This is a genomic window from Streptomyces sp. NPDC001832, assembly GCF_040297265.1.
GTDB lineage: Bacteria > Actinomycetota > Actinomycetes > Streptomycetales > Streptomycetaceae > Streptomyces.
The window spans coordinates 80,195-105,128 of the sequence record NZ_JBEOYU010000015.1; the positions used below are offsets into that span (position 1 = coordinate 80,195).

Consider the following 24,934-nt stretch of genomic DNA (forward strand, 5'->3'; position numbering starts at 1 on the left):
CGGGTGGGGTACGACAGCTGTGCTGCGCGGCGTTGTGATCCGTGGAACCAGGGGGCGAGGGCGCCTGGCGAGTGCCGTACCTGTGACCCGTGCCGCCCGGGTCCACCGGGCAAAACGGCCGGCTCGGCTCAGTTCAGGGAAACCAGCGGTACCGACGGGTCCGCCAGCGCGTCCGGGTCGACCTGCCGGCCGGACCGGATCAGCGCCTGCACGGGCTCGGTGACGTCCCACACGTTGACGTTCATCCCGGCCAGCACCCGGCGGTCCTTCAGCCAGAAGGCGATGAACTCGCGCTTGCCCGCATCGCCGCGGATCACCACCTGGTCGTAGCTGCCCGGCGGCGCCCAGCCCGAGTATTCGAGGCCGAGGTCGTACTGGTCGGAGAAGAAGTACGGCACCCGGTCGTAGCTGACGTCCTTGCCGAGCATGGCGCGGGCCGCGGCCGGGCCGCTGTTCAGCGCGTTCGCCCAGTGCTCCACGCGCAGCCGGACGCCGAGCAGCGGATGGGCCATGTTGGCCACGTCACCGGCCGCGAAGATGTGCGGGTCACAGGTGCGCAGGGAGGCATCGACGGCGATGCCTCCGCCGTCCTCGCGCGAGGCGATGTCGAGCCCCGCGGCTTCGGCGAGGGCGGTGCGGGGGGCGGCACCGATCGCGGCGAGCACGTCGTGGGCGGGGTACTCCTCGCCGTCGTCGGTGCGGACCGCGAGGACCAGGCCGTCCTGACCGATGATCTCGGTGAGGCGGACGCCGAAGTGGAGGCGGACACCGTGGTCGCTGTGCAGATCGGTGAAGATCTGACCGATTTCGGGCCCGACGACCTGATGCAGTGGCGTCGGCTCCGGTTCCACGACGGTGACCTCGGCGCCGTACCCGCGCGCCGCCGCCGCAACCTCCAGGCCGATCCAGCCGGCCCCGGCGATCACCAGGTGGCCGTTGTCGCGGCCGAGGGCGGCCAGTACGTTGCGCAGCCGGTCGGCGTGGGCGAGACGGCGCAAATGGTGGACGCCGGCCAGGTCCGTACCCGGAATGGAGAGGCGGCGCGGCTCGGCCCCGGTGGCGAGCAGCAGCTTGTCGTAGTGGACGACGGTGCCGTCGCCGAGCTCTACGGAGCGGGCCTCCCGGTCGAGGCTGGTGGCGGGCTGGCCCAGGTGGAGCTCGATGTCTGCGCCCGCGTACCAGGCGGTCTCGTGGACGAAGACGCTGTCCCGTTCCTCCTTGCCGGTCAGATAGCCCTTGGAGAGCGGAGGCCGTTCGTACGGATGGTCGCGTTCATCGCCGAGAAGGATCACCCGGCCGCTGAAACCCTCCGCCCGGAGTGTCTCGGCTGCCTTCGCTCCTGCCAGTCCTCCGCCGACGATGACGAACGTCCGATGTGCGTCGACCACTTGATGCCTCCTCGGTGCTTGCTGCGCGGGGCCCAACTGCGAGCGTCCCGCACGCAGCGTGATGGCGAAAGAGGGTGTACACCGATCAGGTCACACCCAGTGGTCACAGGCCGGTCTGCGCGGCTCGGTCGACACCGCACCTCGGTCGACACCGCACCTCGGTCGACACCGCACCTCGACCGACACCGCACCGCGCGGCTCGCAGACACGACCGGCCAGGGACGGGGGCCCATTCAGCGGCGGCGTCCGGTGAGCGATGCGTGCAGGGAGCGTGCGGAGGCGTCGGTCAGGGCGGCGATCTGGTCGACCAGGACCCGCTTGCGGGCCCTGTCGTCGTGGGCGGCGCAGAACAGCGCCCGGAACTGCGGCTCCAGCCCCTCGGGGGCACGTGCGGTCAGGGCGCCGGCCAGTTCCGCGATGACGATCCGCTGGTCGGCACGGATCGCCTCCTGCTCGGTGCGCTGCATGACGTACCGGTCGGCGACCGCCTTGAGCACGGCGCATTCGTTGCGTGCCTCGCGGGGGACGACGAGTTCGGCGGCGTACCGGCCGAGGCGGCCCGTCCCGTACGCCAACCGGGTGCTGTTCTCGGCGGCGAGACAGAACCGGCCGATCAGCTGGCTCGTCGCGTCCTTCAGCCGGGCCTGGGCGACGGCGGATCCGTCGTAGCCGTGCGGCCACCAGTCCTGGCCGATGAGCCGGTCCAGGGCGTCGGCCAACTCCTCGGGTTCGGTGTCCGCCGGAACGTAACGGCCGATGGCGACCGCCCAGATCTCGTTCCGCTCGGGCTCGGCGCAGAGGCTGTCGGGGTCGATGTGCCCGGCGTGCAGCCCGTCCTCGAAGTCGTGCACCGAGTACGCGACGTCATCGGACCAGTCCATGACCTGGGCCTCGAAGCACTTGCGGTCCTTCGGTGCGCCGTGGCGGGCCCACTCGAAGACCGGCAGGTCGTCCTCGTACACCCCGAATTTCGGCGAGTCGGCGTCGAAGGGGTGCCCGCCGCGCGGCCACGGGTACTTGGTGGCGGCGTCCAGAGCGGCGCGGGTCAGGTTGAGTCCGACGCTGACCAGCTCGCCGGTCCGGATGTCGGCCACGAACCGCTTCGGTTCGAGCCTGGTCAGCAGACGCAGCGACTGGGCGTTGCCCTCGAACCCACCGCAGTCCGAAGCGAAGTCGTTGAGCGCCTGCTCCCCGTTGTGTCCGAACGGCGGGTGTCCCAGGTCATGGGCGAGGCAGGCCGTCTCGACCAGATCGGGGTCGCAGCCGAGCGCCGCCCCGAGTTCGCGGCCGACCTGGGCGCACTCCAGGGAGTGGGTGAGACGGGTCCGTGGGCTGGCGTCCCAGGCGTGGCCGCGGGTGCCGGGGGTGACGACCTGGGTCTTCCCGGCGAGCCGGCGCAGCGCGGCAGAGTGCAGCACCCGGGCGCGGTCACGCTGGAATGCGGTACGACCGGGCCGTTTGTCCGGCTCGGTGTCCCAGCGCTCGGCGTCGGCCGCACCGTAGAGGGCCGTGCCGTGGTCCTGTGCACACCGCGTGCCGTGTGCGCCGTGCGTTTCCTGCGTACCGTCCATGCCGTCCATGCCGTCCATGGTTCCGACGTTAAACGGCCGGGCCGACAAGAGGGATCAGGCGGATGCGCGGCGGGCGGCTCGGGGAGGGGGCACTGTTCGGCGTACTGCCCCCGCCGGGCCGCGGACAGCCCTTAGCCATTCGAGATCAAATTAGAAAAATCAAGTTTGATGTCTTGAAATCTTGAAAATCTCAATGTAAAAATGAATGACGAGCGCATCGCCAAGAGAAGGGGGCCAAGGTGGACTGGCAGGAACTGACGGAGCTGACACAGGGGCAGCCGTTCGTGGTCGAGCGGGTCCGGATCATCGGCAGCGGCGTCGCGGTCGAGGGCCAGTTCGAGCCGCCACAGCTGGCACAGTTGGGGGTCGACGACCAGGTGTTCGTTGCCGCGTTCGTGCGGTCGCACGGTTCGATCAAGGAGATGGAGCGGATCTTCGGGGTGAGCTACCCGACGATCAAGTCCCGGCTCAAGCGGATCGCCGAGCACCTCGACTTCGTCGACACCGACCCGGCACCCACCAGCGCCGACGTCGTCGACCGCCTGCAACGGGGGGAGATCAGCGCCCAGGAGGCGCTGGCCGAGCTGGAGCGGACCCGGTGATCCCGCAGCTGGTGACGGTGCGCTACCGCCGTCCCGACGGCCGCCGTCGGCGGCTGTACGTCCCGGTCCTGCCGGTACTGCTGGTGCTGTCACCGCTGCTACTGCTCGCCGTGCTGGCCGGACTGGTCGCATGCCTCGCTACCCGGGTGAGCCCGGTGGGCGCGCTGCGCGGCGCCGGGCAACTGCTGTGGGCGCTGCCCGGCACCCGGTTCGAGATCGAGCAGGGCCGAACGGCCGTACTGGTAAGCGTCAGATGACTCAGAGGGGAAGATCAACAATGCACGAGCAGCGCCGCCAGATTCTGCACATGCTGGCCGAGGGCAAGATCACCGCGGACGAGGCCGAGCGGCTGATCGACGCGATCGAACGTGAACAGCCCGAGTCGCCGCGGGCAGCCGCGCCCCGCCCGAAAACGCGACCCAAGTACCTGCGCGTGGTGGTGAACTCGGCGGACGGCTCCGGCGACGGCGGGTCAAGCCGGGTCAACATCCAGATCCCGCTCCAGCTGCTCCGCGCCGGGGTCCGGCTCACGAGCCTCATTCCTCCGCAGGCGCTCACCAAGATCAACGCGGAGCTGAACAAGTCGGGGGTGCCGATCGACCTCACCGAGCTCAAGCCGCAGCACCTCGAGGAGCTCATCGAGCAGCTCGACGACGTCACCATCGACGTCGATGACCCCGACGGAAAGGTGCAGGTGTTCTGCGAGTGACACCCGCCACGGCGCCGGACACCCACCCGAGCCATCGGGTCGGCCGACCGTCCGGCGGCCGCGGGCGTTCAATCCTCACTCGACGGAGCCGCAGTGATCGGTGTCAGGCCAGGTACTGGTGTCAGGCCGCGCCACCAAAGAGCCTCTCAATGACTTGCGCGACCCCGTCCTCCTCGTTGGAGAGCTGGGATATGGAGAACCGTTTCCCCCCATCGCTCGTCCGATCATGTGGGGCGGCCCGGCACAGGGCACGAGCAGGGGACACCTATGCGGGAGAAGCAGCCGGGACGGCCGGGACTGCTCGGCCGGTTGCGGTCGAAGTGGCCGCGGACGCGGCGTGGGCAGCGGCGGCTCGTGCAGGGGGTGATGGTCGCCTGTGTGGCGGCGCTGGCGCCCGCGACCTGGATCTACTCCGTGGCCGACGCCCGCGTGAGGACAACCGCGGACGCGCCCGCGCAGCAGGTCGCCGTGGTGTTCGGGGCCGGTCTCTGGGAAGGCAAGCCGTCGCCGTATCTCGCGAACCGGCTGGACGCCGCCGCCGAGCTGTACCGGGACGGGAAGGTGAAGGTTGTGCTCGTGACCGGTGACAACAGCCGGAAGGAGTACGACGAACCCGACGCCATGCGCACGTATCTCAGGGCGCATGGCGTGCCGGACAAGCGGATCGTGAGCGATTTCGCCGGGTTCGACACCTGGGACTCGTGCGTCCGGGCCAAGAAAGTCTTCGGCGTCGACCGCGCGGTGCTGGTGAGCCAGGGGTTTCACATCCGACGGGCGATCGCGCTGTGCCGGAACGCGGGGATCGACGCGTACGGCGTGGGCGTCGACGCCGTACACGATGTGACCTGGTACTACGGCGAGATGCGGGAGATGTTCGCGGCGAGCAAGGCGGCGCTGGATGCCGTGTTCAAGCCCGACCCGCACTTCCTGGGGCCGGAGGAACCCGGCATCAGGGAGGCCCTGGCGGCGGACGAACGGTAGGGACGGGCATGTCACGCTTGCTGTCACGCAGGCACTGTTGGGCTTCACCTCAGAGTCGCGCTGGCTGCGGTTCGTGGACTCCCGACTGGGAGCGATGTTCCCGTACGTGCCCAGGCAGCCGGGTTGGAACAAGCGGCTGCGGGCAGCGTTGCCGCTGGTCAAGAAGGCGATACGGCTGCTTGCCGCCGATACGGACTTGCTCGACCTGGAACAGCACGGTGGCCGGACCTTCGAGGGTGTCGCCGTGTCAACAGGGCGTCTAGGTTGTTCGTCACACAACGATCTTGGACGCCCGGTCTGCGTTCCCGAACACTCCGTCAGTATTCGGATTGCCTCGACGAGAGTGGCGTCCCCCAGCCGAGCCGACTACATCCAAGCAACCGTGGCAGGGTGGACGAATGCCGACGAACCGCGAGCACTCATCCGATCTCCGCCCTAAACCGTGGTTGAACACCGCCCCGACCCACGGAGATCTCATTGCGGCGAAGGCACTCATCTACGACTCCTGCGGGTTCACCTGCTCGCAGCCAGTGCCCGAAGCCGAGGGTGCCGCTTACGCTGCCCACGAGTTCACTCTCAACGGGCTCTCCATCCGGTTCCGCGCAGCCAAGACGACCCCCACCAAGGTCGGCCAATTCGTCACCGTCTGGAAGAGGTCCCCGGCCGGGCCCATCCAGCCCTTCGACGCCACGGACCCCGTCGACCTCTTTATCATCAGCACCCGCGACCATCAGCACTTCGGCCAGTTCGTATTTCCCATGGACGCTCTCCGCCAACACGGTGTCGTATCAGCGAACGGTTCCGGTGGGAAACGAGCCTTCCGCGTCTACCCGCCCTGGGTGATCACCACCAACCGCCAGGCCAGCAGTGCGCAGGCGTGGCAGCTGGACTTCTTCCTGCACCTGCACCAGCACGGTCCTATCGACCTGGCCCGCGCCCAAGAGCTCTACCACCCGCAGGACGGCGCTGGCACAACCACAAGAACGACCAGCCCATCACACGATCGCTGATCGCCTATGACCACTGAATCATTCGGAATGACTCGTCTAGAGCGAGGTGTCCGGGGAGGTCTCGGCCGAGACCCAGTCGAGGTAGCGGGCGCTGCCCCGTAGCACCGGGATCGCCACGATCTCCGGTGTTTCGTAGTCGTGCGCTGCCAGGAGGTGGGCTTCCAGTTCCTCGTAACGTTCGGCCCTCGTCTTGAACAGTAGCTGCCACTCCTCGGTGGTCTCGATGGCGTTCTGCCAGCGGTAGACCGAGGTGACGGGCGCGGAGATCTGTACGCAGGCGGCGAGCCGCGCCTCCACCGCGCCCTGCGCCAGGGAGTGAGCCTTCTCCTCGCTGTCCGTCGTGGTCAGTACGGTCAGCCATGCCGGCGTCGTCACCTGCGGGCTCCTCGGGGGTCGGTTACGGAGCATCCTTGCTCCTTCGTCGATTGTCGGGGAGGTCGCGGCGCAGCGCCTGGCGGTCGGACGCCGTACGGACGGACGGCCATCCCCTGGCGCCCACAACATCCACGTGGGCGACGCCGTGCCGCGGTACGCCACGGCACGAAACCGCCCCCGCCGGACCCAGGGGGGATGGGCCCGGCGGGGGCGGCGGCCGGGGCGGCCTGGCCCACCGTCCCGTGGGGGGTGTCATGCGTGTGCCCGACAGCCACGAGGTCATGCATGTGATGTGCGCCACTCCTCTCCAGGGTGGCATCACCCAATCGGCACCGGACGGTAAGGGACCGGCCATCCTCGCTTCGATCACCACTGCGACCTGCGCAGATACCGTTCGGCAAGAATGCCGCGCCGAGCCGTTCAGGTGAAAGCTGACTTCATGTCAGCAGGCATGGGTGGCGGACCGGCCGTTAGCTCGAGGTCAGGACACACCTACTTGCGCAGTTGCCGGAGGAAACCCCCATGCGTCCTGCACGCCTAGTGACCGGTACCGCCGCTTCGGCGGTCACCATAGCCACGCTCGGCCTCTTCACCGCCGGGGCTTCCGCGTACGCGGGTGATGCCGGCGCGCTGCGGGACAGCTCGGCGGCCGCACCATGGGCCAATGGCGGCCCAAAAGCGCAGACCGACGAGGAAGCAACGGAAGAATCCGCCGGTTCCGGGCACGACACCCCCTTCAGCCTCAACAATCCCTCCGGCCTCAATGTCCCCTCGCTGCTCGACTCGGTCGGCGGGCTCGACGCCCTGTCCGGGCTCGGCATCCGCTCCGGGAACGAGGGCTCGAACGGGCGTGAGAGCTGGAAGCCGTCCGAGGACGAGGGCTCGGCAGAACACGACAGCTCGTCATCCGGACGCGACAACTCGTCCCGGCATGAGAGCTCGTCCGGTCGCGACGACTCATCTGAAAACAACCGCCAGTCCAGGCAAGACGACTCGTCCGGGCGGGACAACTCGTCCGGGCACGGCAACTCGTCCGGTCGCGACGACTCGTCCGAAGACGACGACCAGTCCGGGCGTGACGGCTCCTCGTCCGGTCGCGACGGCTCATCCGCACCCAACGCCCCCAGCGGGCACGTCAAAACAGGCGTCGGCGGCAGCGTTGGGCCCGACACCACCCAGATCGCGGCGGGCGCCGGCGTACTCGCCGCGACCGCCGTCGGCGGAGCCTGGCTCCTGCGTCGCCGGGCGAGCGGCACGCAGGGAGCCGGCTGACGGCGACGGATTCACGTCTCCGTACCGCCTGGTTTCCGTCCCGGTGGCCGCGCGCCACCGGGACGGGACTGCCCCGTACCGTCCCCATTTCGGCATCCGGAGGACGATCGTGCCCGAGAAGGCCGAGAGTTGGCTGCTGGTCGTCGCAGCGCTGGCCGGTGTCTGGCTGATCGGTCACGGCGCCGGCGCCGAACTGATCCCGCCCCAGCCGACCGCCGGCCAGGCCTTCGCGGGCGGCCCCGCGCCGCAGCCGGGGTCTCCGGTCGCCGAACCGCTGAAGCCCTCGGCGCCTGTCCGCATCCGGATCCCGAGCATCCGGGTGGACGCACCAATGATGCGACTGGGGCTCGGGGCCGACGGCAGTCTCGATGTGCCGCCTGCCGGGAACCGTGACGTCGTCGGCTGGTACCGGGACGGCACTCCGCCCGGCTCCAAGGGCAGCGCGATCGTCGCCGGTCATGTCGACAACGCACAGGGGCCGTCGGTCTTCTACAACCTGGGCGCGCTGCAGAAGGGCAGCACGGTCGAGGTGGTCCGCCGGGACGGGCGTACCGCCGTCTTCTCAATCGACGCGATCGAGGTCTACGAAAGCAAGAACTTCCCCGACAAACGGGTGTACGGTGCCTCGCCCTACGCCTCGCTGCGGCTGATCACCTGCGGCGGCGGATTCTCGAAGACGACGGGCTACCAGGGCAATGTGGTGGCGTACGCACACCTCACCAAGGTGCGGTGAACCTGCCGTTCGCCGCCCGTCGTTCATGCCGTCCACTGGTCGAACGCCAACTTGGCAACCAGCGAGAACACCACGACCAGCAGCACCCCGCGGACGAACTCGCTGCCCTTCCTGAGCGCCATCCGCGCCCCGATCAGTCCACCCGCCAGGTTGAACACCGCCATCAGCGCGGCAAGTTGCCATATCACGCTGCCCTGGTAGGCGAACATCGCCAGCGCCCCGCCGTTGGTGCAGACGTTGACGATCTTGGCGGTGGCGGACGCCGTCACCAGATCGAGGTGGAGCACCGCGGTCAGCGCCAGCACCAGAAACGTTCCGGTGCCGGGGCCGAACAGCCCGTCGTAGAAGCCGATGCCGCCGCCGACCAGCACGATCGCGGTGACGGTGCGGGCCCGGGTGACCTTGTGCCGCGTACCGTCGTCCGTCGCCCTGCCGAACGAGGGCCGCAGCATCACGAACGCCGCGACCGCCAGCAGCACGACCATGATGACCGGGCGCAGCACCTCGCTGCTGATCCCGGCGGCGAAGAACGCACCGGCCATCGATCCGGCCAGCGCCGCGAGGCCGATCCGCAGGGCCGTCCCGACCTTCACCGGTGCCTTGCGGACATACGTCACGGCGGCGCCCGACGTGCCGACGATCGCGATCGCCTTGTTCGTGCCGAGGACGTGGGCGGCCGGGACGTGCGGCAGGCCGAGCAGCAGGGCGGGCAGCAGAAGCAGTCCGCCGCCGCCGACCACCGCGTCGATCCAGCCGGCCGCGGCTGCGGCGAGGCAGAGGACGGCCAGGGTGGTGAGTGCTATGTCGGGCATGGTCGCGACCCTAGGGAGGCGATGCGTGTCCCGTCCAACGGCTTCGGCCGGATCGCGGGAAAGCTGAGCCAACTCTGAGGTTCCCGGGCCTTCGGCCCCTTGCGGGCCCGGCGGAATCCGGACCCGTCCGGCCCGTCCGACCGGCGCCCCCTCCGGCGTCAGGACATGGCGAGTGGCGCGCCGCCCCGGAGCAGCGATCCGCCCAGCGGGGTCAGCGTGTGCAGGACCGAACTGCCGTGCCGCAGGGTGTGGATCAGGCCTGCCTCGCGCAGTACACAGGCGTGCTGGCTCGCCGAGGCCAAGGAGACTCCTGCTCGGCGGGCGAGTTCGCTGGTCGTGCAGCCGTCGCCGATGGCCCTCAGGACCGTCGAGCGGGTATTGCCGAGGAGCCGGCCGAGCCAGGGCCCCGGTTCCGCGAAGACCGGGGCGCGGGAGTGGGTGACCGGGTAGACGAGGACCGGTGGGAGCTTCGGGTCCCGGTAGACAACCGGGGTGACGCGGCAGAAGTAGGACGGCTGGAGCAGTAACCCCCGTCCATCCAGATGGAGTTCACGGTCGACGGGGTAGTCCGCCTCCAGCACGGGTGCCCGCCAGCGGATCATGGGCGGGAGCGAGGCGAGCAGTTCTTCTGCCCCGCCGTCCAGGAGGGCGCGGCCGCGGACGGCGCGGTCGGCCTCGACGCTGGCCTGGATGTGCGGCCAGTATGGTTCGATCGCGGCGCGGTGGTAACTGCGCAGGGCGCCGATGAGCCGGCCGAGCGATTCGGCGCAGCCGTCCGGGGTGCGGCCCGCCTCGCGGCGTTCGGCGCCCAGCAGGGCAAGTTCGGCGCGGATCCGCCGGTGCGGGGTGTCGCGCAACGCTTCAATTCCGGCGTCGATGCCGTACGGCTCGCTACCTTCCTGAGAAGGCGTCAGGAAGTCCGGGAAATAGCCGCGTGGTGGAATTACGGTGGCCAGCAGACGTACTTCACCATTCAACCTGGGTCGGGTTTCCGTACGCCATTTCCGAACACCGTGGAACCACGTCGGTCCCTCAGCCGATGGAAACTCAGCGTGGTTTCCCACAGCGCGTCCGGCCGGGTGGCCATCCGCACCTTGGAAAGGTCCACTCCGGACATATGGATACGCAGCACCGAACCCCCACCTGTTGCACCTGCAATTTCCCCCCACGCAAGGGTATGCGATCCGTAACTACACGTCACCACGGGGTTTCGGCCAGAGGTGAAACGTCTCGCCTCCGCATGCCGTCTCCGGAAAAGCTGTACGACGTCGGGTACGAATCCGGAGCCACCGGGAGAGCGAGTGAAGGCCGTGGGGGGCTTTGCTCGTTCGGCGGCGGTCGGCGACGGTGCGGCTCCGTACCCGACAGGGGTAACGACTTCGCCCACGATCGGCACCGCGAAGCCGCTGACAATCGTGGGCGAGGTCGTAAGCCGGGTGCGGCCCTCGGATGGGGATCCGTTGGCCGCACCCCGGTCCGTTCCCAGCCTGTTTCTTTGCGTATCGAGCATTCTTTGCGTATTGAACGAAGGAAAGAAACAACCTCGAACAACCATTTCCCCCAGAACAAAACGAAGCGGCGGCATCCCGCACAGGGGTGCCGCCGCCTCTGGGAGTTCCGGAGTTTCCGTCGCGTCGGTGAGGGACCGGGCGAACCGACGACAGTTCCGGAGTCAGGAGTGTGGTGCCGGGTCAGCGGCTGTCGCTGCCCTTCGAGTCCGCCGCAGCCCGGCCCGCCTCCAGACGGGCGACGGGAATGCGGAACGGTGAGCAGGACACATAGTCCAGGCCCACCTCGTGGAAGAAGTGCACCGACTCCGGGTCGCCGCCGTGCTCGCCGCAGACGCCAAGCTTCAGGTCCGGGCGGGTGGCCCGGCCGGCCTCGACGGCGCTGCGGACCAGTGAGCCGACGCCGTCCTTGTCGATCGTCTCGAACGGCGACACCCCGAAGATGCCCTTCTCCAGGTACGCGGTGAAGAACGAGGCCTCCACGTCGTCACGGGAGAAGCCCCATACCGTCTGGGTCAGGTCGTTCGTACCGAAGGAGAAGAACTGTGCGGCCTCGGCGATCTGACCGGCGGTCAGCGCGGCGCGGGGCAGCTCGATCATCGTGCCGATGGTGAGCTTCAGCTGGGTGCCGGTGGCGGCCTCGACCTCGGCGATGACCTGGTCGGCCTCCTCGCGGACGATCTCCAGCTCCTGGACCGTGCCGACGAGCGGAATCATGATCTCGGCGCGCGGGTCGCCCTTGGCGTTCTTGCGCATCGCCGCGGCCTCGGCGATCGCCCGTACCTGCATGGCGAACAGGCCGGGGATGACGAGACCGAGACGGACCCCGCGCAGTCCGAGCATCGGGTTCTGCTCGTGCAGCTTGTGCACGGCCTGGAGCAGACGCAGGTCGTTCTCGTTGGCGTCCTTGCGGGACTCGGCGAGCGCGACCCGTACCGAGAGCTCGGTGATGTCGGGAAGGAACTCGTGCAGCGGCGGGTCGAGCAGCCGTACGGTGACGGGCAGTCCGTCCATCGCCTCGAACAGCTCGATGAAGTCGGCCTTCTGGAGCGGAAGCAGCTCGTCCAGCGCGGACTCGCGCTCGGCGTCGGTGTCCGCGAGGATCAGCTTCTCGACCAGCTCGCGGCGCTCGCCGAGGAACATGTGCTCGGTACGGCACAGGCCGATGCCCTGGGCGCCGAAGCGGCGGGCGCGCAGCGCGTCCTCGGCGTTGTCCGCGTTGGCCCGCACCCGCAGCCGGCGTACCCGGTCCGCGTACGCCATGATCCGGTGCACGGCGGCGACCAGCTCGTCGGCGTCGTCGGCGCCCGCGTGCATCCGGCCCTCGAAGTACTCGACGACCGGGGACGGCACGACGGGGACCTCGCCGAGGTACACCTTGCCGGTGGAGCCGTCGATGGAGACGACGTCGCCCTCCTCGATGACCCGGCCGCCCACCGTCATCCGGCGGCGCTTGGTGTCGACTTCGAGTTCCTCGGCGCCGCAGACACAGGTCTTGCCCATGCCGCGTGCGACGACCGCGGCGTGCGAGGTCTTGCCGCCGCGCGAGGTCAGGATGCCCTCGGCCGCGATCATGCCGTCGAGGTCGTCGGGGTTGGTCTCGCGGCGGATGAGGATGACCTTCTCGCCGGACCGGGACCACTTCACCGCGGTGTACGAGTCGAAGACGGCCTTGCCGACGGCGGCGCCCGGCGACGCGGCAATACCGCGACCGAGCAGCTGCGGCCCGTTCCCGTCGGCGACTCCTGTGTCATCGAAGCGCGGGAACATCAGCTGTGCGAGCTGCGCCCCGTTGACCCGCTGGAGCGCCTCGGCCTCGTCGATCAGGCCCTGGTCGACGAGCTGCGTCGCGATCCGGAAGGCGGCGCCGGCGGTGCGCTTGCCGACCCGGGTCTGAAGCATCCACAGCCGGCCGCGCTCAATGGTGAACTCGATGTCGCACAGGTCCTTGTAGTGCGTTTCGAGGGCTTCCATGATCTGCATCAGCTGGTCGTACGACTTCTTGTCGATCGACTCCAGATCGGCGAGCGGCACGGTGTTGCGGATACCGGCGACGACGTCCTCGCCCTGCGCGTTCTGCAGGTAGTCGCCGTAGACGCCCTGGTGGCCGCTGGCCGGGTCCCGGGTGAACGCGACACCCGTACCGGAGTCGGGACCGAGGTTGCCGAAGACCATCGAGCAGATGTTGACCGCCGTGCCGAGGTCACCGGGGATGCGCTCCTGGCGGCGGTAGAGCTTGGCCCGGTCGGTGTTCCACGAGTCGAAGACGGCCTTTATGGCCAGGTCCATCTGCTCGCGCGGGTCCTGTGGGAAGTCACGTCCGGCGTCCCGCGAGACGATCTTCTTGAACTGCTTGACCAGCTTCTTCAGGTCGGCCGCACCGAGATCCACATCGACCGTGACGCCCTTGGCCTCCTTCGCCGCCTCCAGCGCGTCCTCGAAGAGGTCGCCGTCGACACCGAGGACGGTCTTGCCGAACATCTGGATGAGGCGGCGGTAGGAGTCCCACGCGAACCGCTCGTCGCCGGCCTGGGCGGCGAGACCGACCACGGACTTGTCGGAGAGGCCGATGTTGAGGACCGTGTCCATCATGCCGGGCATCGAGAACTTCGCGCCGGAGCGGACCGAGACCAGCAGCGGGTCGTCCGCCTGGCCGAGCTTCTTGCCCATCCGCGCCTCAAGGGCGTCGAGATGTGCGCTGACCTCGTCGCGCAGCTCCGTCGGCTCCTCGCCACTGTCGAGGTAGACCTTGCACGCCTCGGTGGTGATGGTGAAGCCCGGGGGGACGGGCAGCCCGAGATTGGTCATCTCGGCGAGGTTGGCACCCTTCCCGCCGAGCAGGTCCTTCAGATCCTTGTTGCCCTCGGTGAAGTCATAGACGAACTTCTGGCCCTGCGGGTCCCGGGATTCCGGGGTGGATACGTGGGGATCTTTGTTTTCCGACACGGGTCTCGGCTCCTCGAGGACGCGGTGGCTGCCCTGACGGCGAGGAACATACCCAGATCGAAGGTGTCTGGGTACGTCCACTTGCGCGTCATGAGGCCTCAACCACCGTTCGCCAGCAGATCGAAAGTGGAATGGCCTGTCCCTCAATCGAGTGCATGTCTTCATTTCTTGAATGAACAAGCACTGGGTGCAACCAGTGCCCCGCCATTTGACCACTCAGCGCCATGGAAGCATCGATCGATCAAAGCGAAGCCCCTTGGCACCCAGTGCCACCATTTGAGAAGTACAGCTCCCAAATTGTCGCTCATTTGAGCGACAGGATTCTCAGAGTGGCGAGAATCACTCTACGGTCGACGCTCAGATGTCACCATCCGGACCAACAGGGAACACCCTTTGGTCACTCTTTGATCATCAAGGCGCAGCCGAGCGTGAGCGGATTCGATGCAGGGCATCCGCTCCGGGCACATCAAGACTCACCCTTGGCTGAATATCGTCGAATCTGGTTCGAAATAGCGCTCAGATGAGCGAGTAAAGCAAGAGGCACGCGGTGCCTATGACGCCACGTGCCTCTCAGGACCGGAGGGCCCTGCCGGGCCCCTTCAGATTCCGGGAGCGGTTCTCAGCCGCCCGAGGTGTCCAGCTCCGCGTCCGCGCCCACTCCCGCGCAGTCGTACGGGTCCTTCAGCCAGCCGTCCGGCAGCACCACCCGGTTGTTGCCCGAGGTGCGCCCGCGCGGCCCGTCCGCGCCGTCCGGCCACGGCTGGTCCAGGTCCAGCTCCTGCAGCTGACCGCCCAGCTCGTCCAGCGACGAGGTGACCGCCAGCTTCTTGCGCATCTCGGAGCCGACCGAGAAGCCCTTGAGGTACCAGGCGACGTGCTTGCGGAAGTCGATCACGCCACGGGTCTCGTCGCCGATCCACTCCCCCAGCAGCGTCGCGTGCCGCAGCATGACGGCCGCGACCTCGCGCAGATCCGGCGTCGCCCCGGTACGGGGTTGGCCCGAGCCGGGGGCGTGGGCCTCCGCACCCTCGAACGCGCTCACCAGATCGCCGAAGAGCCAGGGGCGGCCCAGGCAGCCGCGGCCCACGACCACGCCGTCGCAACCGGTCTCGCGCATCATCCGGCGGGCGTCGTCCGCGCACCAGATGTCGCCGTTGCCGAGGACCGGGATCTCCGGGACATGCTCCTTGAGGCGGGCGATGGCTTCCCAGTCGGCAGTGCCGCCGTAGTGCTGGGCGGCCGTCCTGCCATGCAGGGCCACGGCCGTGACACCCTCCTCGACCGCGATCCGGCCCGCGTCGAGGTACGTGGTGTGGTCGTCGTCGATACCCTTGCGCATCTTGATGGTGACCGGCAGATCGCCCGCGTTGGAGACCGCCTGGTTGAGGATCGCGCGCAGCAGCGGCCGCTTGTACGGGAGCGCGGAACCGCCGCCCTTGCGGGTCACCTTGGGGACCGGACAGCCGAAGTTCAGGTCGATGTGGTCGGCGAGGTTCTCGTCGACGATCATGCGGACGGCCTTGCCGACGGTGACCGGGTCCACTCCGTACAACTGGATCGAGCGCGGGGTCTCGCTCGCGTCGAAGTGGATGAGCTGCATGGTCTTCTCATTACGCTCGACCAGCGCCCGCGTGGTGATCATCTCGCTGACGAACAGCCCCTTGCCGCCGGAGAACTCTCGGCACAGGGTGCGGAACGGAGCGTTGGTGATGCCGGCCATGGGGGCGAGCACCACCGGCGGCTGCACCGTATGGGGGCCGATCCGGAGCAGCGGGAGCGAGGGGGCGAGCGTGGTCATTGCTCCATTGTCGCGTACGGCGCGGAGCGGCCCGTCAGCAAAGTTCGTCAGTTACGGCCTGATCCACGACAACGCCGCAGACGTGCGTGCCCGGCCTCGCGGCGCCGCCGCCCATGTTGCCGGTCGGTCTTGACCTTACTATCCATGTATGCCCGAGCTGAGCCCCCGCAGACGGCAGCTGGTGCTGGCGATCTGCTGCATGAGCCTGCTGATCGTCAGTCTCGACAACACCGTCCTCAACGTCGCCCTGCCCTCCATCCAGAAGGAACTGCACGCCACCGTCGCGGGCATGCAGTGGACGATCGACGCCTACACCCTCGTCCTCGCCTCGCTGCTGATGCTCGCGGGCTCCACCGCCGACCGGATAGGGCGCCGGAAGGTCTTCAAGATCGGACTCATCCTCTTCACCCTCGGCTCGGTGCTCTGCTCCCTGGCGCCGAATCTGGAGTCGCTGGTGGCGTTCCGGATGGTGCAGGCGGTGGGCGGCTCGATGCTCAACCCCGTCGCGATGTCGATCATCACCAACACCTTCACCGACCCGCGCGAGCGGGCCCGCGCCATCGGGGTGTGGGGCGGTGTCGTCGGCATCTCCATGGCGGCGGGCCCGGTGGTGGGCGGCCTGCTGGTGGAGTCGGTCGGCTGGCGGTCGATCTTCTGGATCAATCTTCCGGTCGGTCTCGCCGCGCTGCTGCTCACCTGGCGGTACGTCCCCGAGTCCCGCGCCCCGAAGCCGCGCCGCCCCGATCCTGTGGGGCAGCTGCTGGTGATCGGGCTGCTCGGTTCGCTGACGTACGCGATCATCGAGGCGCCCTCGGCGGGCTGGGCCTCGCCGCGGATCCTGGTGTTCGCCGGGCTCGCCGTGTGCTCGCTCGTCGGGCTGCTGCTGTACGAGCCAAGGCGCACCGAGCCCCTCATCGATCTGCGGTTCTTTCGCAGCGCCCCGTTCAGCGGTGCCACCGCCATAGCAGTCTGCGCCTTCGCCGCACTGAGCGGGTTCCTCTTCCTCAACACGCTGTATCTGCAGAACGTGCGCGGTCTGAGCGCTCTGCATGCCGGTCTGTACATGCTGCCGATGGCGGCCCTGACCTTTGTCTGCGCACCGCTGTCGGGTCGGCTCGTCGCAAGCCGGGGGCCGCGACTGTCGCTGCTGGTGGCGGGTGTGGCCATGACGGCGTGCGGGCTGTTGTTCGCCGCGTTCGACGCTGAGACGGACGATGCCCTGCTGTTCACCGGCTATGTGCTGTTCGGCCTCGGCTTCGGCATGGTGAACGCGCCGATCACCAACACGGCGGTCTCCGGGATGCCGCGCTCGCAGGCCGGTGTGGCGGCGGCGGTCGCCTCGACCAGCCGGCAGATCGGCGGAACGCTCGGGGTCGCCGTGATCGGTGCGGTGCTGGCGGCGGGCGTGGCCGGCACCGGGGCGCCGCGCGGCGCCGAGTACGCGACCGCCTTCGTGGACGCGAGCAAGCCCGCGTGGTGGATCCTCACCGGGTGCGGGCTGTGCGTCCTGCTGGTGGGGGCACTGACCAGCGGGCCCTGGGCGTTGGAGACGGCGCGTCGGACCGCGGAGCGGCTGGAGGCGCGGACGGGTGTCCCCGTCGGGGATCAGGTGTCGGCGAGCTCCAGGGCCTGAAGGCACCGCAGCCGCCGGCTGGTCTCGTCGTCGGCGGGAAGGTACGTCACCATGGCGGCCGCGGTGGTGCTGAAGGTGCTGCTGAGTCCGCGGCCGCCGCGCAGGGTGGCGTGAGCGCGGGGTGCCAACGAGGCACCGGCCACCGAGGACTCCACCCTCCCGGCACCCGCCGAGTTCGCCCCGGCACCGGACCCGATGGCCGACTACGAGCCGGGCAACGACGACCCGGCCATGGTGCCCGTCCACATTGCATGGCTGCGTGTCCGCAAAGACATCCGTGCCATCGCCAAGGGCGAGCAGTACAACGGCGGCGGTACCCGGTTCAATTTCCGCGGCGTCGACACCGTGGTGAACACGTTCGGCCCGGTCACGCTGCGGCACGGCATCAATGTCCTGCCTGTGCAGGTGGATGCGTCGTACCGCGACACCACGACCAGCAAGGGCAACAAGATGCGCGAGTGCACCGTGCGCGTCTCGTGGCTGATCGTCGGCCCGAAGGGCGACACCCTCACGCTTCAGACACAGGGTGAAGCCCTCGACTCGGCGGACAAGGGCACTGCCAAGGCCCAGAGTGTGGCCTTGCGGGTGCTGCTCCTGACGGGCGGGTTGACTCCGACGCACGACAAGGACCCGGACACGTCCTACGTGGAGCGCGGTGAGGCACCGGTGCGATCGGCGGTTTCATACCGCGACGAGATCCTCGAACAGAACACGTCTCGCCAGCGCCTTGCGCAGATCAATTACGAGATCAAGCAGGCCGGTCTCTACGAGGCGAGCGTCATCAACGAGGTCGGCGACGACGAGAAGTTGGGCGCGTTCCTCTTCCGTATCGGTCAGGAGCGCATCGCGGGCGGTGCCGCATGAACACCTTCGCCACCATCCGCAAGGTCGCGTTCGACACCGAGACCACCGCACCCGATTCCAACGAAGCCCGCATCGTCACCGCCGCCCTCATCGTCCGCGGCGGCGACCGCCCGGACCACACGATGAGCTGGCTCATCAACCCCGGAGTCCCGATCCCGCCCGAGACCACCGAGATCCACGGCATCGACGACGCCCGCGCGCAGTCCGAGGGACAGGGCCCGGCGACCGCGCTGGACGAACTGGCCGACCGGCTCGCGCAGGCCCTCGCCTACGGCATGCCCGTGATCGCGTTCAACCTCTCCTACGACTGGACCGTCCTCACCCGCGAGCTGGAACGCCACCGCCTCGCGCCGATGAGCGAGCGCCTGCCCGGTCTCGCCGCCCTGCCGCTGGTCGACCCGCACGTCATCGACAAGCAGGTCGACAAGTACGTCCAGGGCACCGGCATGCGGAAGCTCAAGCCGACCTGCGACCGGTACGGCGTCGAGTTGGAGGACTGGCACACAGCCGAGGCCGACGCGCTTGCCGCGCTCCTCATCGCCGAGGCGCAGTTCGACCGGTACCCGCAGCTCCAGACGTACGGACCGCAGGAGCTGTTCGCCGCTCAGAAGGCGTGGCGGGCGGAGCAGCAGGCCGGGCTCCAGAAGTGGTTCCGGACCAAGGCCACCCCGGAGCAGGGCGGCGCCCCAGACAAGGTGATCGACGGCCACTGGCCGCTCGTCCCCGCCCAGCGGGGCGGTGCCCAGTGACCGTGACCGCGCCCACTCTGTTCGACCAGGCTCCCGCGGCCGGGCTGACCCCCCGCCCGGCCGCGGGGCCCGGCCCCCTCGTCATCGGCCTTGACCTGTCCCTCACCTGCACCGGCGTCGCCGGAGCCGGATGGTCCGACATCATCCGCACCAAGACCCGCGGAGACGCCCGACTCGACTACCTCCTCATCACCGTCAGCAGCTTCATCAAGGCCGCCGACATGGTCGTCATGGAAGGCCCGTCCTACGGACATGCCAACCTCGCCGGACACGAAGAACTCGCCGGCCTCCGCTGCGCGGTCCGCTTGTACTGCCACCGCCGGAAGGTCCCGTACGGCATCGTCCCGCCGTCCAACCTGAAGATGTTCGCGACCGGCCGCGGCAACGCCACCAAGGGCGAAGTCCGTTCCGGTGTCGCGGACCGGTACGGACACCACACAGAAGGTGTGGGCCGGTACGACCAGGCCGACGCGTACACCGCGATGGCCATGGGTCTGCACCGCCTCGGCTACCCGCTCGCCACTGCGCCGGACCGGGCACTGAAGGCCCTCGATGGCTGCGTCTGGCCGGAGTTCGTGGCAGGTGCGCGATGAGCCGAGCACCCGACACCCTCCAGCCTGCCGACACCTGGGCCACGAACGCCGCCTGCCGTGGTGAGGAACCCGAACTGTTCTTCCCCACTGGCAACACCGGCCCCGCCCTCCTGCAAATCGAGACGGCCAAAACCATCTGCCGCCGGTGCCCCGCCATGGACCAGTGCCTCCAGTGGGCATTGGACAAGAACATCACTGAGGGCGTGTGGGGCGGACTCGCCGAGGACGAGCGCCGCAGCATCCGCCGCCGACACGCCAGGAACCGCAGCGCCACCGCCCCCAAGCCCCAGAAACCCGCTCACACACTCCGCAGCGTGTACGAGGAGCACGCCCAACTCATCGCCAACGGCCACAGCAGGTGGACCGGCAGCAAACCCGTCACAGTCAACAGCCGCAGGTACACCCCCACCCAACTCGCGTTCGTCCTCGCAAACGGGCGGGATCCAAACGGCCGCGTAACCCCCACCTGCGGACACTCCGGCTGCATCACAGGCCACCACCTCGCCGACAAGACGATGCGTGACCAGCGCGGCCGGGACTGCACCCAGTGCAGCACCCGTGCCGACTACCAAGCCCACCTCGCCCGCCGGGAAACCCCCTGCGAGGCATCCCGTGCCGCCAACGCCTCCGCCGACCGGCGCCTCCAGAGCACCGGATCGACCAAGGACACCGCGTGAGCGCCTACCCCCTGCCGGACGGCCGGCAGATCACCGGAGCCCTCAGCGTCAAGTTCGGCCAGCAGGCCCGCGGCACCGGCAGGTGGATCGAGCAGCCCGCCGCCAAATACGAGTGCTTGAGGTGCGCGTACGTCGAGATCGTCACCGGCGCCGAGCGAGTCATGGCGTTCGCCCAGACGATCCGCAGCAGCCACCCGGCCACCTGCCCCGGATACCCCGCCCTGAAGGTCGCCTGATGGCCCGGCGCACGGCACCCGACCGCACCCACTGCCCCGGGTGCCGTGCGCCCATCCTCACCCAGCTCGTCGGCCACCACGCCGCCCTGCTCATTACCGCAGACCTCCAGCCCCTCACCCCCGAGCAGCAGGCCGAAGCCCGCACCCCACACCGCCTCATCTGGTGCCTCAAAACCCGCGGCCCCCACAGCACCCCACGGCTCCGCTGGATCGACCGCTGGCACCCCCCGAACTGCCCTCACCCCCACGTCACCGAGCACCACTGCACACCCGAACCAACCACCCTCTTTTGAGCAGGAGCCGCCACGTGGAGAACGTCCGCCACCTCGAACCGCGCGACCAGGCGGACCCGCACGGCCACATGCGGGACGACATGGAGGCCGAGCTGGACGTCATCGGCGGATGCCTGCACAACCCCAGGCACATCCCGAACGTCCGCACCATCCTCCAGGGCAGCGACTTCGCCCGCCCCGCACACGAACTGATCTGGGACGCGCTCGGCCACCTCTACGACAGCGGCCAGCCCATCACCCCCAACGCCCTGCGCATCGAGCTGGAGAAGCGAAAGCACCTCACCCGTGCCGGAGGCATCGCCTACCTCGTCCAGGTCGGCGACCACGCCGGAGGCGGCGAACCCGAGTACTTCGCCGAGAAAGTCCGCGCCGCCGCAGACCTCCGCGCCGAAGCCGACCTCGGCCGCCGCATCGTCCAGCAGGCCACCGCACCCGACGCCGAACCCGGCCAGGCCGTCACATTCATCGACGACTACCTCCAGCGGCAGAAAGAACGCGCCGCCGGCCGTAGCGGAGACCCCGCCGACGCGCTCCTCGCCGAGCTCCTCGACGCGTCCAGCCTCGACAACATGCCCACGCTGGAACCCCTCGTCGGTGACCTCCTGCACCTCGACACCCTTGCCCGGATCATCGGCCCGTCCGGGCACATGAAGTCATTCGTCACCATCGACCTCGCCGGGCACGTCGGCACCGGCATGAAGTGGCACGGCCACCACGTCCGGCAAGGCACCGTCGTCTACCTGGTGGCCGAGGGTGCCCGCGGTATCCGCCAGCGCGTCCGCGCCTGGGAGAAGCACTACGGGCGGCCGATGCACGGCGTTCTGTTCCTGCCCCGCCCCGTTCAGGCCCGCGGACCCGAATGGGACACCCTCATCGAAGCGATGCGCCGCCTCCAACCCGCAATGATCGTCATCGACACCCAGGCACGCGTCTCCGTCGGCGTCGAGGAGAACTCCAACACCGAACTCGGCATCGTCATCGAGCGCATGGACGACCTGCGCCGCGCCACCGAAGCCTGCGTCCTCCTGATCCACCACACCGGGCACGTCGGCGAGCACGGCCGCGGCGCCTCCGCCGCCAAGGGCGCGTTGCAGTCCGAGATGCACGTCAGCAAGAAGGGCGACAGCGCCAAGAACATCGTCGTCACCATGAAGGTCGGCAAGCAGAAGGACTCCGAGGAAGGCGCCGACCTCCAGTTCGGGCTGAAGGTCGTCACCCTCGACGGTGAGCACAAGCCCGACGGCCGGCCCGTCACCTCCGTGGTCCTCGAATCCCTTGACCAGCGGCCCGATGTGCCCGCGATCGGCACCCCGGAGTGGTTGGTGCGCCGCCTCGACACGGACCGGGTCGACATCCGGTGGGGCAGTCCGAAGGTGATCCGGTGGTGTGCGGACCGGGGCATTCAGATGCGGAAGGACCGTATTGAGGAAGCCGTGCGGATTCGGAAGCGTCGGGGCTCTTTTGACGAGGCGCAAATAGGGACGGGGGATGACATTCAGGGCGCCCCTATCGGGGCAGACCGGTACAGCGCGGACAACACCCCCTCCCCGATGTCCGATTCACCCCCAAATGACCTCCCCCCAAACCTCCCCCCTTCAACTTTCAACCAACCTCCCCCCGATTCCCGGGGGAGGTCGGGGGAGTTCGAAGAAAACCCCAGGTCAAACATCCCCCCACAACCGGGGGGAGGTCCGGGGGATGGCCCATCAAAACCTCCCTCCCCCCGCTCCCCCTCTAGGGAGGGGGGAGGTGTGGGGGAGGACGAGAAAAGCACCACCCCCGAAACCCCCCTTTGCACCATCTGCTGCACCCCCCTCCAGCCCCTTCGGGCCAACCGCGGATACGACACCCACATCGGCTGCGACCCCACCACCGGCAGCCACCCCGACCAACCCGCACACCCCGCCGCCTGACACAGGAGCACTCATGTACCCGACCCTCTTCACCACCCCCGGCGTAAAGGCATTTGCCGAAAAGATCGACCGCGAACGTCAGGCCCAGCTCGCCAAGTTCGGCGACCAGCACCACCCCGACGGCACCGGCAGCGTGCACCAGCAGAACGCCGCGGGGCTGGCACGCATGGAGTGTGACGACGCATTCGCCTCTGGCTACGGCACCTGGTGCCACGTCCTCTTCGAGGAAGTCCGTGAAGCCCTTGCCGAGTCCGACCCGGCCAAGCTGCGCGCCGAACTGGTCCAGGTAGCCGCCGTCTGCGCCGCATGGATCCACGACATCGACAGCCGCCCGGCGGTGGCCCGGCAGATCCGCGGCACCGAGACCGCCCCCGCCGTGACCGAGGAGCCCGAGACCGCTGGAAACCGCCAGTGCGGCCACGACGACTACCACGACGCCCACGAGTGGGCCGACCGCCCGCACATCTGGTGCCCCGGCCACAGCCTCACCGAGGAGCCGACCCGATGAGCACGACCGGATACGAAGGAATCAGCCTCGCCGGACGGTGGGAGTGCGGCGCCTGCGGAGCATCCGGAGACGGCTGGTGGGACGAGGACAACGGCCTCGTCCTGGACGCCGAGCACGAGTGCGAGGAGCCGACCCTGTGAACCTTTCCCTCGTCGTGCTGGCCGCGTTTGCCGCCGGATACACGCTCGGCCGCTACAAGCCCCTCCACCGCGCCTCCGACTGGGCGAACTGGCAGAACTACGGCAAGCGCCCCACCGGCGCCCGCTACTGGGCGATGTACACGGTGCTGTCCGCCGAGAACATCGGCTGGCTGATCGCCCACCCAGTGCAGGGCTGGGACGCATGGAAGCACCGCAACGACCCGCCGCCCCCGCTGTCGCCGCCCGTCCGCATCCGCACCAACTACACCACCGAGGAGACGACCCGATGAGTGACCTCTGCGACGGATGCGGCGCCATCCTCGGCCCCGACTACACCACCGACCCCGACGGCGCGTACTGCACGAACTGCGTCGACCACCCCGACTCGCCAGCCGACGGCGTGCGGATCTACGAGCTGGAGCCCCGATGAGCGACCGCATCCGACTCAACGACCTCACCAGCGACGACCTGGACCGGCTGTACGACCAGGCCGACCGATACCGGACCGCATGGAAATCTGCGGAGCGGGACGTCACGGCGGCGGTACGGATGACCCAGGACGCCCAGCAGCGCGCCGAGCAGGCCGAGGCCGCCGCCGACGCCACGTACCGCGAGCGCGCCCACCTCGTCGCCCTGCTCGCCGCCCTGCACCCCTCGCACATTGGCCACACCGACCCTGCCGCCCCCGAATGGGCCGTCGTCATCGTGGAGACCCCGGCCGGACAGATGAGCTGGCACATCGCCGAGCGGGACATGAACCTCTTCACTCACGTCCAGCCCACGAACCGGATCTGCCGCGGCTGGGACGGCCACACCACCGACGAGAAGTACGCCCGGATGCGCGACCTCACCGAGGCCGCCCCGAACCTGCTCTCACTCGACACCGTGGCCGAGCATCAGCGCGAACACATCAAGCAGCTGACCGCCCGGATCACCACGCTGGAGCACGTCGCAGCAGGCAACCGGCGCCACGTCCAACTCATCGTGCCCGAGCTGGAGAAGGCCGAGGCGCGCGTGACCGAGCTGGAGGCCGAGAACGCCAAGCTGATCCGCTGGCACCGCGAAGACGGCACCGCCCTCGACAAGGCCCGACGGGCCGTCGACCACCTTGCCGACCGCTACCGAGGAGCCGAGACCCGCGCCGAGCAGGCCGAGTCCGCCCGCGACCAGGCCCGCGCCGAAGCCTCCGAAGCGCGCGCCGTCGTCGAACGCCTCAAGCTCCTCGTCGCCGCGAGCAGCGAGGAGGGCCACGCCGTCCGCATGGCTGCCCAGTACGCCGACCGCGCCATCGAGAACGGGAAGCGCGCCGAGCAGGCCGAGGCCGCCATCGAACGCGTGCGGGCCCTCGCTGACCTCATCGAGATCGGCGCCCCGTGGACCGCCAACCACCGTGACACCGCTGGCCGCATCCGCGCCGCCCTCGACCAGCCGCAGCAGCCCGCACCCGCCAACCGGGCAAAGCTCCGCGAGCAGTACGGGCAAGTACTGCGCCGATGGGGCTTGCTCGACGAGGTGAACGACCCACAGGCCGCCGAAGAGTTCGCCGTCACAGACCTGCTGGCCGTCACCGAGCAGCAGCCCACCGCCTGACCCCACCAACTGACCCGCCCCAGGAGGGACGAC

General features: G+C 68.9%; 25 protein-coding genes and 4 pseudogenes. 21 read left to right on the plus strand and 8 right to left on the minus strand.

What is annotated here, in order from left to right; all coding sequences use genetic code 11:
- Positions 1-128: 128 nt before the first annotated feature.
- Both ABT115_RS14935 and ABT115_RS14940 read right to left on the minus strand, forming a co-directional pair.
- Positions 129-1,388, minus strand: a complete 1,260-nt coding sequence (locus ABT115_RS14935) for an NAD(P)/FAD-dependent oxidoreductase (protein WP_351788761.1) — start codon at positions 1,386-1,388, stop codon at positions 129-131.
- 233 nt (positions 1,389-1,621) lie between these two features.
- Entirely contained in the window at positions 1,622-2,977 is a 1,356-nt protein-coding gene (locus ABT115_RS14940) for a deoxyguanosinetriphosphate triphosphohydrolase (protein WP_351788764.1), read from the minus strand.
- Positions 2,978-3,198: 221 nt separating this feature from the next.
- Between ABT115_RS14940 and ABT115_RS14945 the strand changes: the two genes are divergently transcribed.
- From ABT115_RS14945 to ABT115_RS14970, 6 genes and pseudogenes are all read left to right on the plus strand, one after another.
- Positions 3,199-3,561, plus strand: coding sequence for a DUF2089 domain-containing protein (locus ABT115_RS14945; protein WP_351788767.1), 363 nt, complete (start codon positions 3,199-3,201; stop codon positions 3,559-3,561).
- Positions 3,558-3,818: a hypothetical protein gene (locus ABT115_RS14950; protein WP_351788769.1), complete on the plus strand. Its 261-nt coding sequence runs from the start codon at positions 3,558-3,560 to the stop codon at positions 3,816-3,818. The genes ABT115_RS14945 and ABT115_RS14950 overlap by 4 nt, the downstream gene beginning before the upstream one ends.
- Positions 3,819-3,838: 20 nt before the next feature.
- Positions 3,839-4,270 carry an SHOCT-like domain-containing protein gene (locus ABT115_RS14955; RefSeq protein ID WP_351788772.1) on the plus strand — a complete coding sequence of 144 codons (432 nt, stop codon included), beginning with the start codon at positions 3,839-3,841 and terminating at the stop codon, positions 4,268-4,270.
- A 267-nt stretch (positions 4,271-4,537) separates the two neighbouring features.
- Complete coding sequence (locus ABT115_RS14960) at positions 4,538-5,251, plus strand: SanA/YdcF family protein (RefSeq protein WP_351788774.1); 714 nt, start codon at positions 4,538-4,540, stop codon at positions 5,249-5,251.
- Positions 5,223-5,447, plus strand: a pseudogene (locus ABT115_RS14965) (IS982 family transposase); the annotation flags it as partial. The gene ABT115_RS14960 and the pseudogene ABT115_RS14965, both read left to right, overlap by 29 nt.
- 202 nt (positions 5,448-5,649) lie before the next feature.
- On the plus strand, positions 5,650-6,261 hold the full coding sequence (locus ABT115_RS14970) for a MepB family protein (RefSeq protein WP_502969095.1): 612 nt from the start codon (positions 5,650-5,652) through the stop codon (positions 6,259-6,261).
- 36 nt (positions 6,262-6,297) lie between these two features.
- Here ABT115_RS14970 and cutA read toward each other — a convergent pair whose 3' ends face one another.
- Complete coding sequence (gene cutA / locus ABT115_RS14975; protein ID WP_351788780.1) at positions 6,298-6,636, minus strand: divalent-cation tolerance protein CutA; 339 nt, start codon at positions 6,634-6,636, stop codon at positions 6,298-6,300.
- Between the two features lie 1,119 nt (positions 6,637-7,755).
- On the opposite strand from cutA, the pseudogene ABT115_RS30885 reads away from it, so the two are divergent.
- A pseudogene (locus tag ABT115_RS30885) lies at positions 7,756-7,908 on the plus strand (GVDTG sorting domain-containing protein); the annotation flags it as partial.
- 109 nt (positions 7,909-8,017) lie between these two features.
- Complete coding sequence (locus ABT115_RS14985; protein ID WP_351788783.1) at positions 8,018-8,641, plus strand: class F sortase; 624 nt, start codon at positions 8,018-8,020, stop codon at positions 8,639-8,641.
- A 23-nt stretch (positions 8,642-8,664) separates the two neighbouring features.
- Here ABT115_RS14985 and ABT115_RS14990 read toward each other — a convergent pair whose 3' ends face one another.
- The 4 genes and pseudogenes from ABT115_RS14990 to dusB form a co-directional block, all read right to left on the minus strand.
- Positions 8,665-9,453 carry a sulfite exporter TauE/SafE family protein gene (locus ABT115_RS14990; RefSeq protein ID WP_351788786.1) on the minus strand — a complete coding sequence of 263 codons (789 nt, stop codon included), beginning with the start codon at positions 9,451-9,453 and terminating at the stop codon, positions 8,665-8,667.
- Positions 9,454-9,611: 158 nt separating this feature from the next.
- A pseudogene (locus ABT115_RS14995) lies at positions 9,612-10,585 on the minus strand (ArsR/SmtB family transcription factor).
- Positions 10,586-11,144: 559 nt separating this feature from the next.
- Entirely contained in the window at positions 11,145-13,907 is a 2,763-nt protein-coding gene (ppdK, locus tag ABT115_RS15000) for a pyruvate, phosphate dikinase (protein ID WP_351788789.1), read from the minus strand.
- 619 nt (positions 13,908-14,526) lie between these two features.
- A complete protein-coding gene (gene dusB / locus ABT115_RS15005; protein WP_351788791.1) occupies positions 14,527-15,705 on the minus strand; it encodes a tRNA dihydrouridine synthase DusB in 1,179 nt (392 codons plus the stop codon).
- Positions 15,706-15,853: 148 nt separating this feature from the next.
- On the opposite strand from dusB, the gene ABT115_RS15010 reads away from it, so the two are divergent.
- Positions 15,854-17,338 (plus strand): MFS transporter, encoded by a 1,485-nt coding sequence (locus ABT115_RS15010; protein WP_351788794.1) that lies wholly within the window; start codon positions 15,854-15,856, stop codon positions 17,336-17,338.
- On the opposite strand, the gene ABT115_RS15015 is transcribed toward ABT115_RS15010, so the two are convergent.
- Complete coding sequence (locus ABT115_RS15015) at positions 17,311-17,493, minus strand: hypothetical protein (protein ID WP_351788796.1); 183 nt, start codon at positions 17,491-17,493, stop codon at positions 17,311-17,313. The two genes, ABT115_RS15010 and ABT115_RS15015, sit on opposite strands and share 28 nt — an antisense overlap.
- 40 nt (positions 17,494-17,533) lie before the next feature.
- Here ABT115_RS15015 and ABT115_RS15020 point away from each other — a divergent pair, with 40 nt between their 5' ends.
- From ABT115_RS15020 to ABT115_RS15075, 12 genes and pseudogenes are all read left to right on the plus strand, one after another.
- Positions 17,534-18,202 carry an ERF family protein gene (locus ABT115_RS15020; RefSeq protein ID WP_351788799.1) on the plus strand — a complete coding sequence of 223 codons (669 nt, stop codon included), beginning with the start codon at positions 17,534-17,536 and terminating at the stop codon, positions 18,200-18,202.
- A complete protein-coding gene (locus tag ABT115_RS15025) occupies positions 18,199-18,951 on the plus strand; it encodes an exonuclease domain-containing protein (RefSeq protein ID WP_351788802.1) in 753 nt (250 codons plus the stop codon). Before ABT115_RS15020 ends, ABT115_RS15025 begins: the two co-directional genes overlap by 4 nt.
- A 2-nt stretch (positions 18,952-18,953) precedes the next feature.
- Entirely contained in the window at positions 18,954-19,544 is a 591-nt protein-coding gene (locus tag ABT115_RS15030; RefSeq protein ID WP_351788805.1) for a hypothetical protein, read from the plus strand.
- Positions 19,541-19,822: pseudogene (locus ABT115_RS15035) on the plus strand (WhiB family transcriptional regulator); the annotation flags it as partial. The gene ABT115_RS15030 and the pseudogene ABT115_RS15035, both read left to right, overlap by 4 nt.
- 395 nt (positions 19,823-20,217) lie before the next feature.
- Positions 20,218-20,457: a hypothetical protein gene (locus ABT115_RS15040; protein ID WP_351788807.1), complete on the plus strand. Its 240-nt coding sequence runs from the start codon at positions 20,218-20,220 to the stop codon at positions 20,455-20,457.
- The gene (locus tag ABT115_RS15045; protein WP_351788809.1) at positions 20,457-20,750 is read left to right on the plus strand and encodes a hypothetical protein; all 294 of its coding nucleotides are present in this window, start codon (positions 20,457-20,459) and stop codon (positions 20,748-20,750) included. Before ABT115_RS15040 ends, ABT115_RS15045 begins: the two co-directional genes overlap by 1 nt.
- Positions 20,751-20,764: 14 nt before the next feature.
- Entirely contained in the window at positions 20,765-22,663 is a 1,899-nt protein-coding gene (locus ABT115_RS15050) for an AAA family ATPase (RefSeq protein WP_351788812.1), read from the plus strand.
- 13 nt (positions 22,664-22,676) lie between these two features.
- The gene (locus ABT115_RS15055; RefSeq protein WP_351788814.1) at positions 22,677-23,171 is read left to right on the plus strand and encodes a hypothetical protein; all 495 of its coding nucleotides are present in this window, start codon (positions 22,677-22,679) and stop codon (positions 23,169-23,171) included.
- Entirely contained in the window at positions 23,168-23,311 is a 144-nt protein-coding gene (locus ABT115_RS15060) for a hypothetical protein (protein WP_351788817.1), read from the plus strand. Before ABT115_RS15055 ends, ABT115_RS15060 begins: the two co-directional genes overlap by 4 nt.
- Positions 23,308-23,601, plus strand: a complete 294-nt coding sequence (locus ABT115_RS15065) for a hypothetical protein (protein WP_351788820.1) — start codon at positions 23,308-23,310, stop codon at positions 23,599-23,601. Before ABT115_RS15060 ends, ABT115_RS15065 begins: the two co-directional genes overlap by 4 nt.
- Complete coding sequence (locus tag ABT115_RS15070) at positions 23,598-23,741, plus strand: hypothetical protein (protein ID WP_351788823.1); 144 nt, start codon at positions 23,598-23,600, stop codon at positions 23,739-23,741. Before ABT115_RS15065 ends, ABT115_RS15070 begins: the two co-directional genes overlap by 4 nt.
- Positions 23,738-24,901, plus strand: coding sequence for a WDGH domain-containing protein (locus ABT115_RS15075; RefSeq protein ID WP_351788826.1), 1,164 nt, complete (start codon positions 23,738-23,740; stop codon positions 24,899-24,901). Before ABT115_RS15070 ends, ABT115_RS15075 begins: the two co-directional genes overlap by 4 nt.
- Positions 24,902-24,934: the final 33 nt, after the last annotated feature.

Excerpts from the sequence above, each read along its gene's own strand:
- ABT115_RS14940 (WP_351788764.1), bottom strand. The coding sequence starts at position 2,977 with ATGGACGGCATGGACGGCATGGACGGTACGCAGGAAACGCACGGCGCA.
- ABT115_RS14955 (WP_351788772.1), top strand. The coding sequence starts at position 3,839 with ATGCACGAGCAGCGCCGCCAGATTCTGCACATGCTGGCCGAGGGCAAG.
- ABT115_RS14960 (WP_351788774.1), top strand. The coding sequence starts at position 4,538 with ATGCGGGAGAAGCAGCCGGGACGGCCGGGACTGCTCGGCCGGTTGCGG.
- ABT115_RS14970 (WP_502969095.1), top strand. The coding sequence starts at position 5,650 with ATGCCGACGAACCGCGAGCACTCATCCGATCTCCGCCCTAAACCGTGG.
- ABT115_RS14990 (WP_351788786.1), bottom strand. The coding sequence starts at position 9,453 with ATGCCCGACATAGCACTCACCACCCTGGCCGTCCTCTGCCTCGCCGCA.
- dusB (WP_351788791.1), bottom strand. The coding sequence starts at position 15,705 with ATGACCACGCTCGCCCCCTCGCTCCCGCTGCTCCGGATCGGCCCCCAT.
- ABT115_RS15010 (WP_351788794.1), top strand. The coding sequence starts at position 15,854 with ATGCCCGAGCTGAGCCCCCGCAGACGGCAGCTGGTGCTGGCGATCTGC.
- ABT115_RS15020 (WP_351788799.1), top strand. The coding sequence starts at position 17,534 with ATGGCCGACTACGAGCCGGGCAACGACGACCCGGCCATGGTGCCCGTC.
- ABT115_RS15025 (WP_351788802.1), top strand. The coding sequence starts at position 18,199 with ATGAACACCTTCGCCACCATCCGCAAGGTCGCGTTCGACACCGAGACC.
- ABT115_RS15045 (WP_351788809.1), top strand. The coding sequence starts at position 20,457 with ATGGCCCGGCGCACGGCACCCGACCGCACCCACTGCCCCGGGTGCCGT.
- ABT115_RS15055 (WP_351788814.1), top strand. The coding sequence starts at position 22,677 with ATGTACCCGACCCTCTTCACCACCCCCGGCGTAAAGGCATTTGCCGAA.
- ABT115_RS15060 (WP_351788817.1), top strand. The coding sequence starts at position 23,168 with ATGAGCACGACCGGATACGAAGGAATCAGCCTCGCCGGACGGTGGGAG.
- ABT115_RS15070 (WP_351788823.1), top strand. The coding sequence starts at position 23,598 with ATGAGTGACCTCTGCGACGGATGCGGCGCCATCCTCGGCCCCGACTAC.
- ABT115_RS15075 (WP_351788826.1), top strand. The coding sequence starts at position 23,738 with ATGAGCGACCGCATCCGACTCAACGACCTCACCAGCGACGACCTGGAC.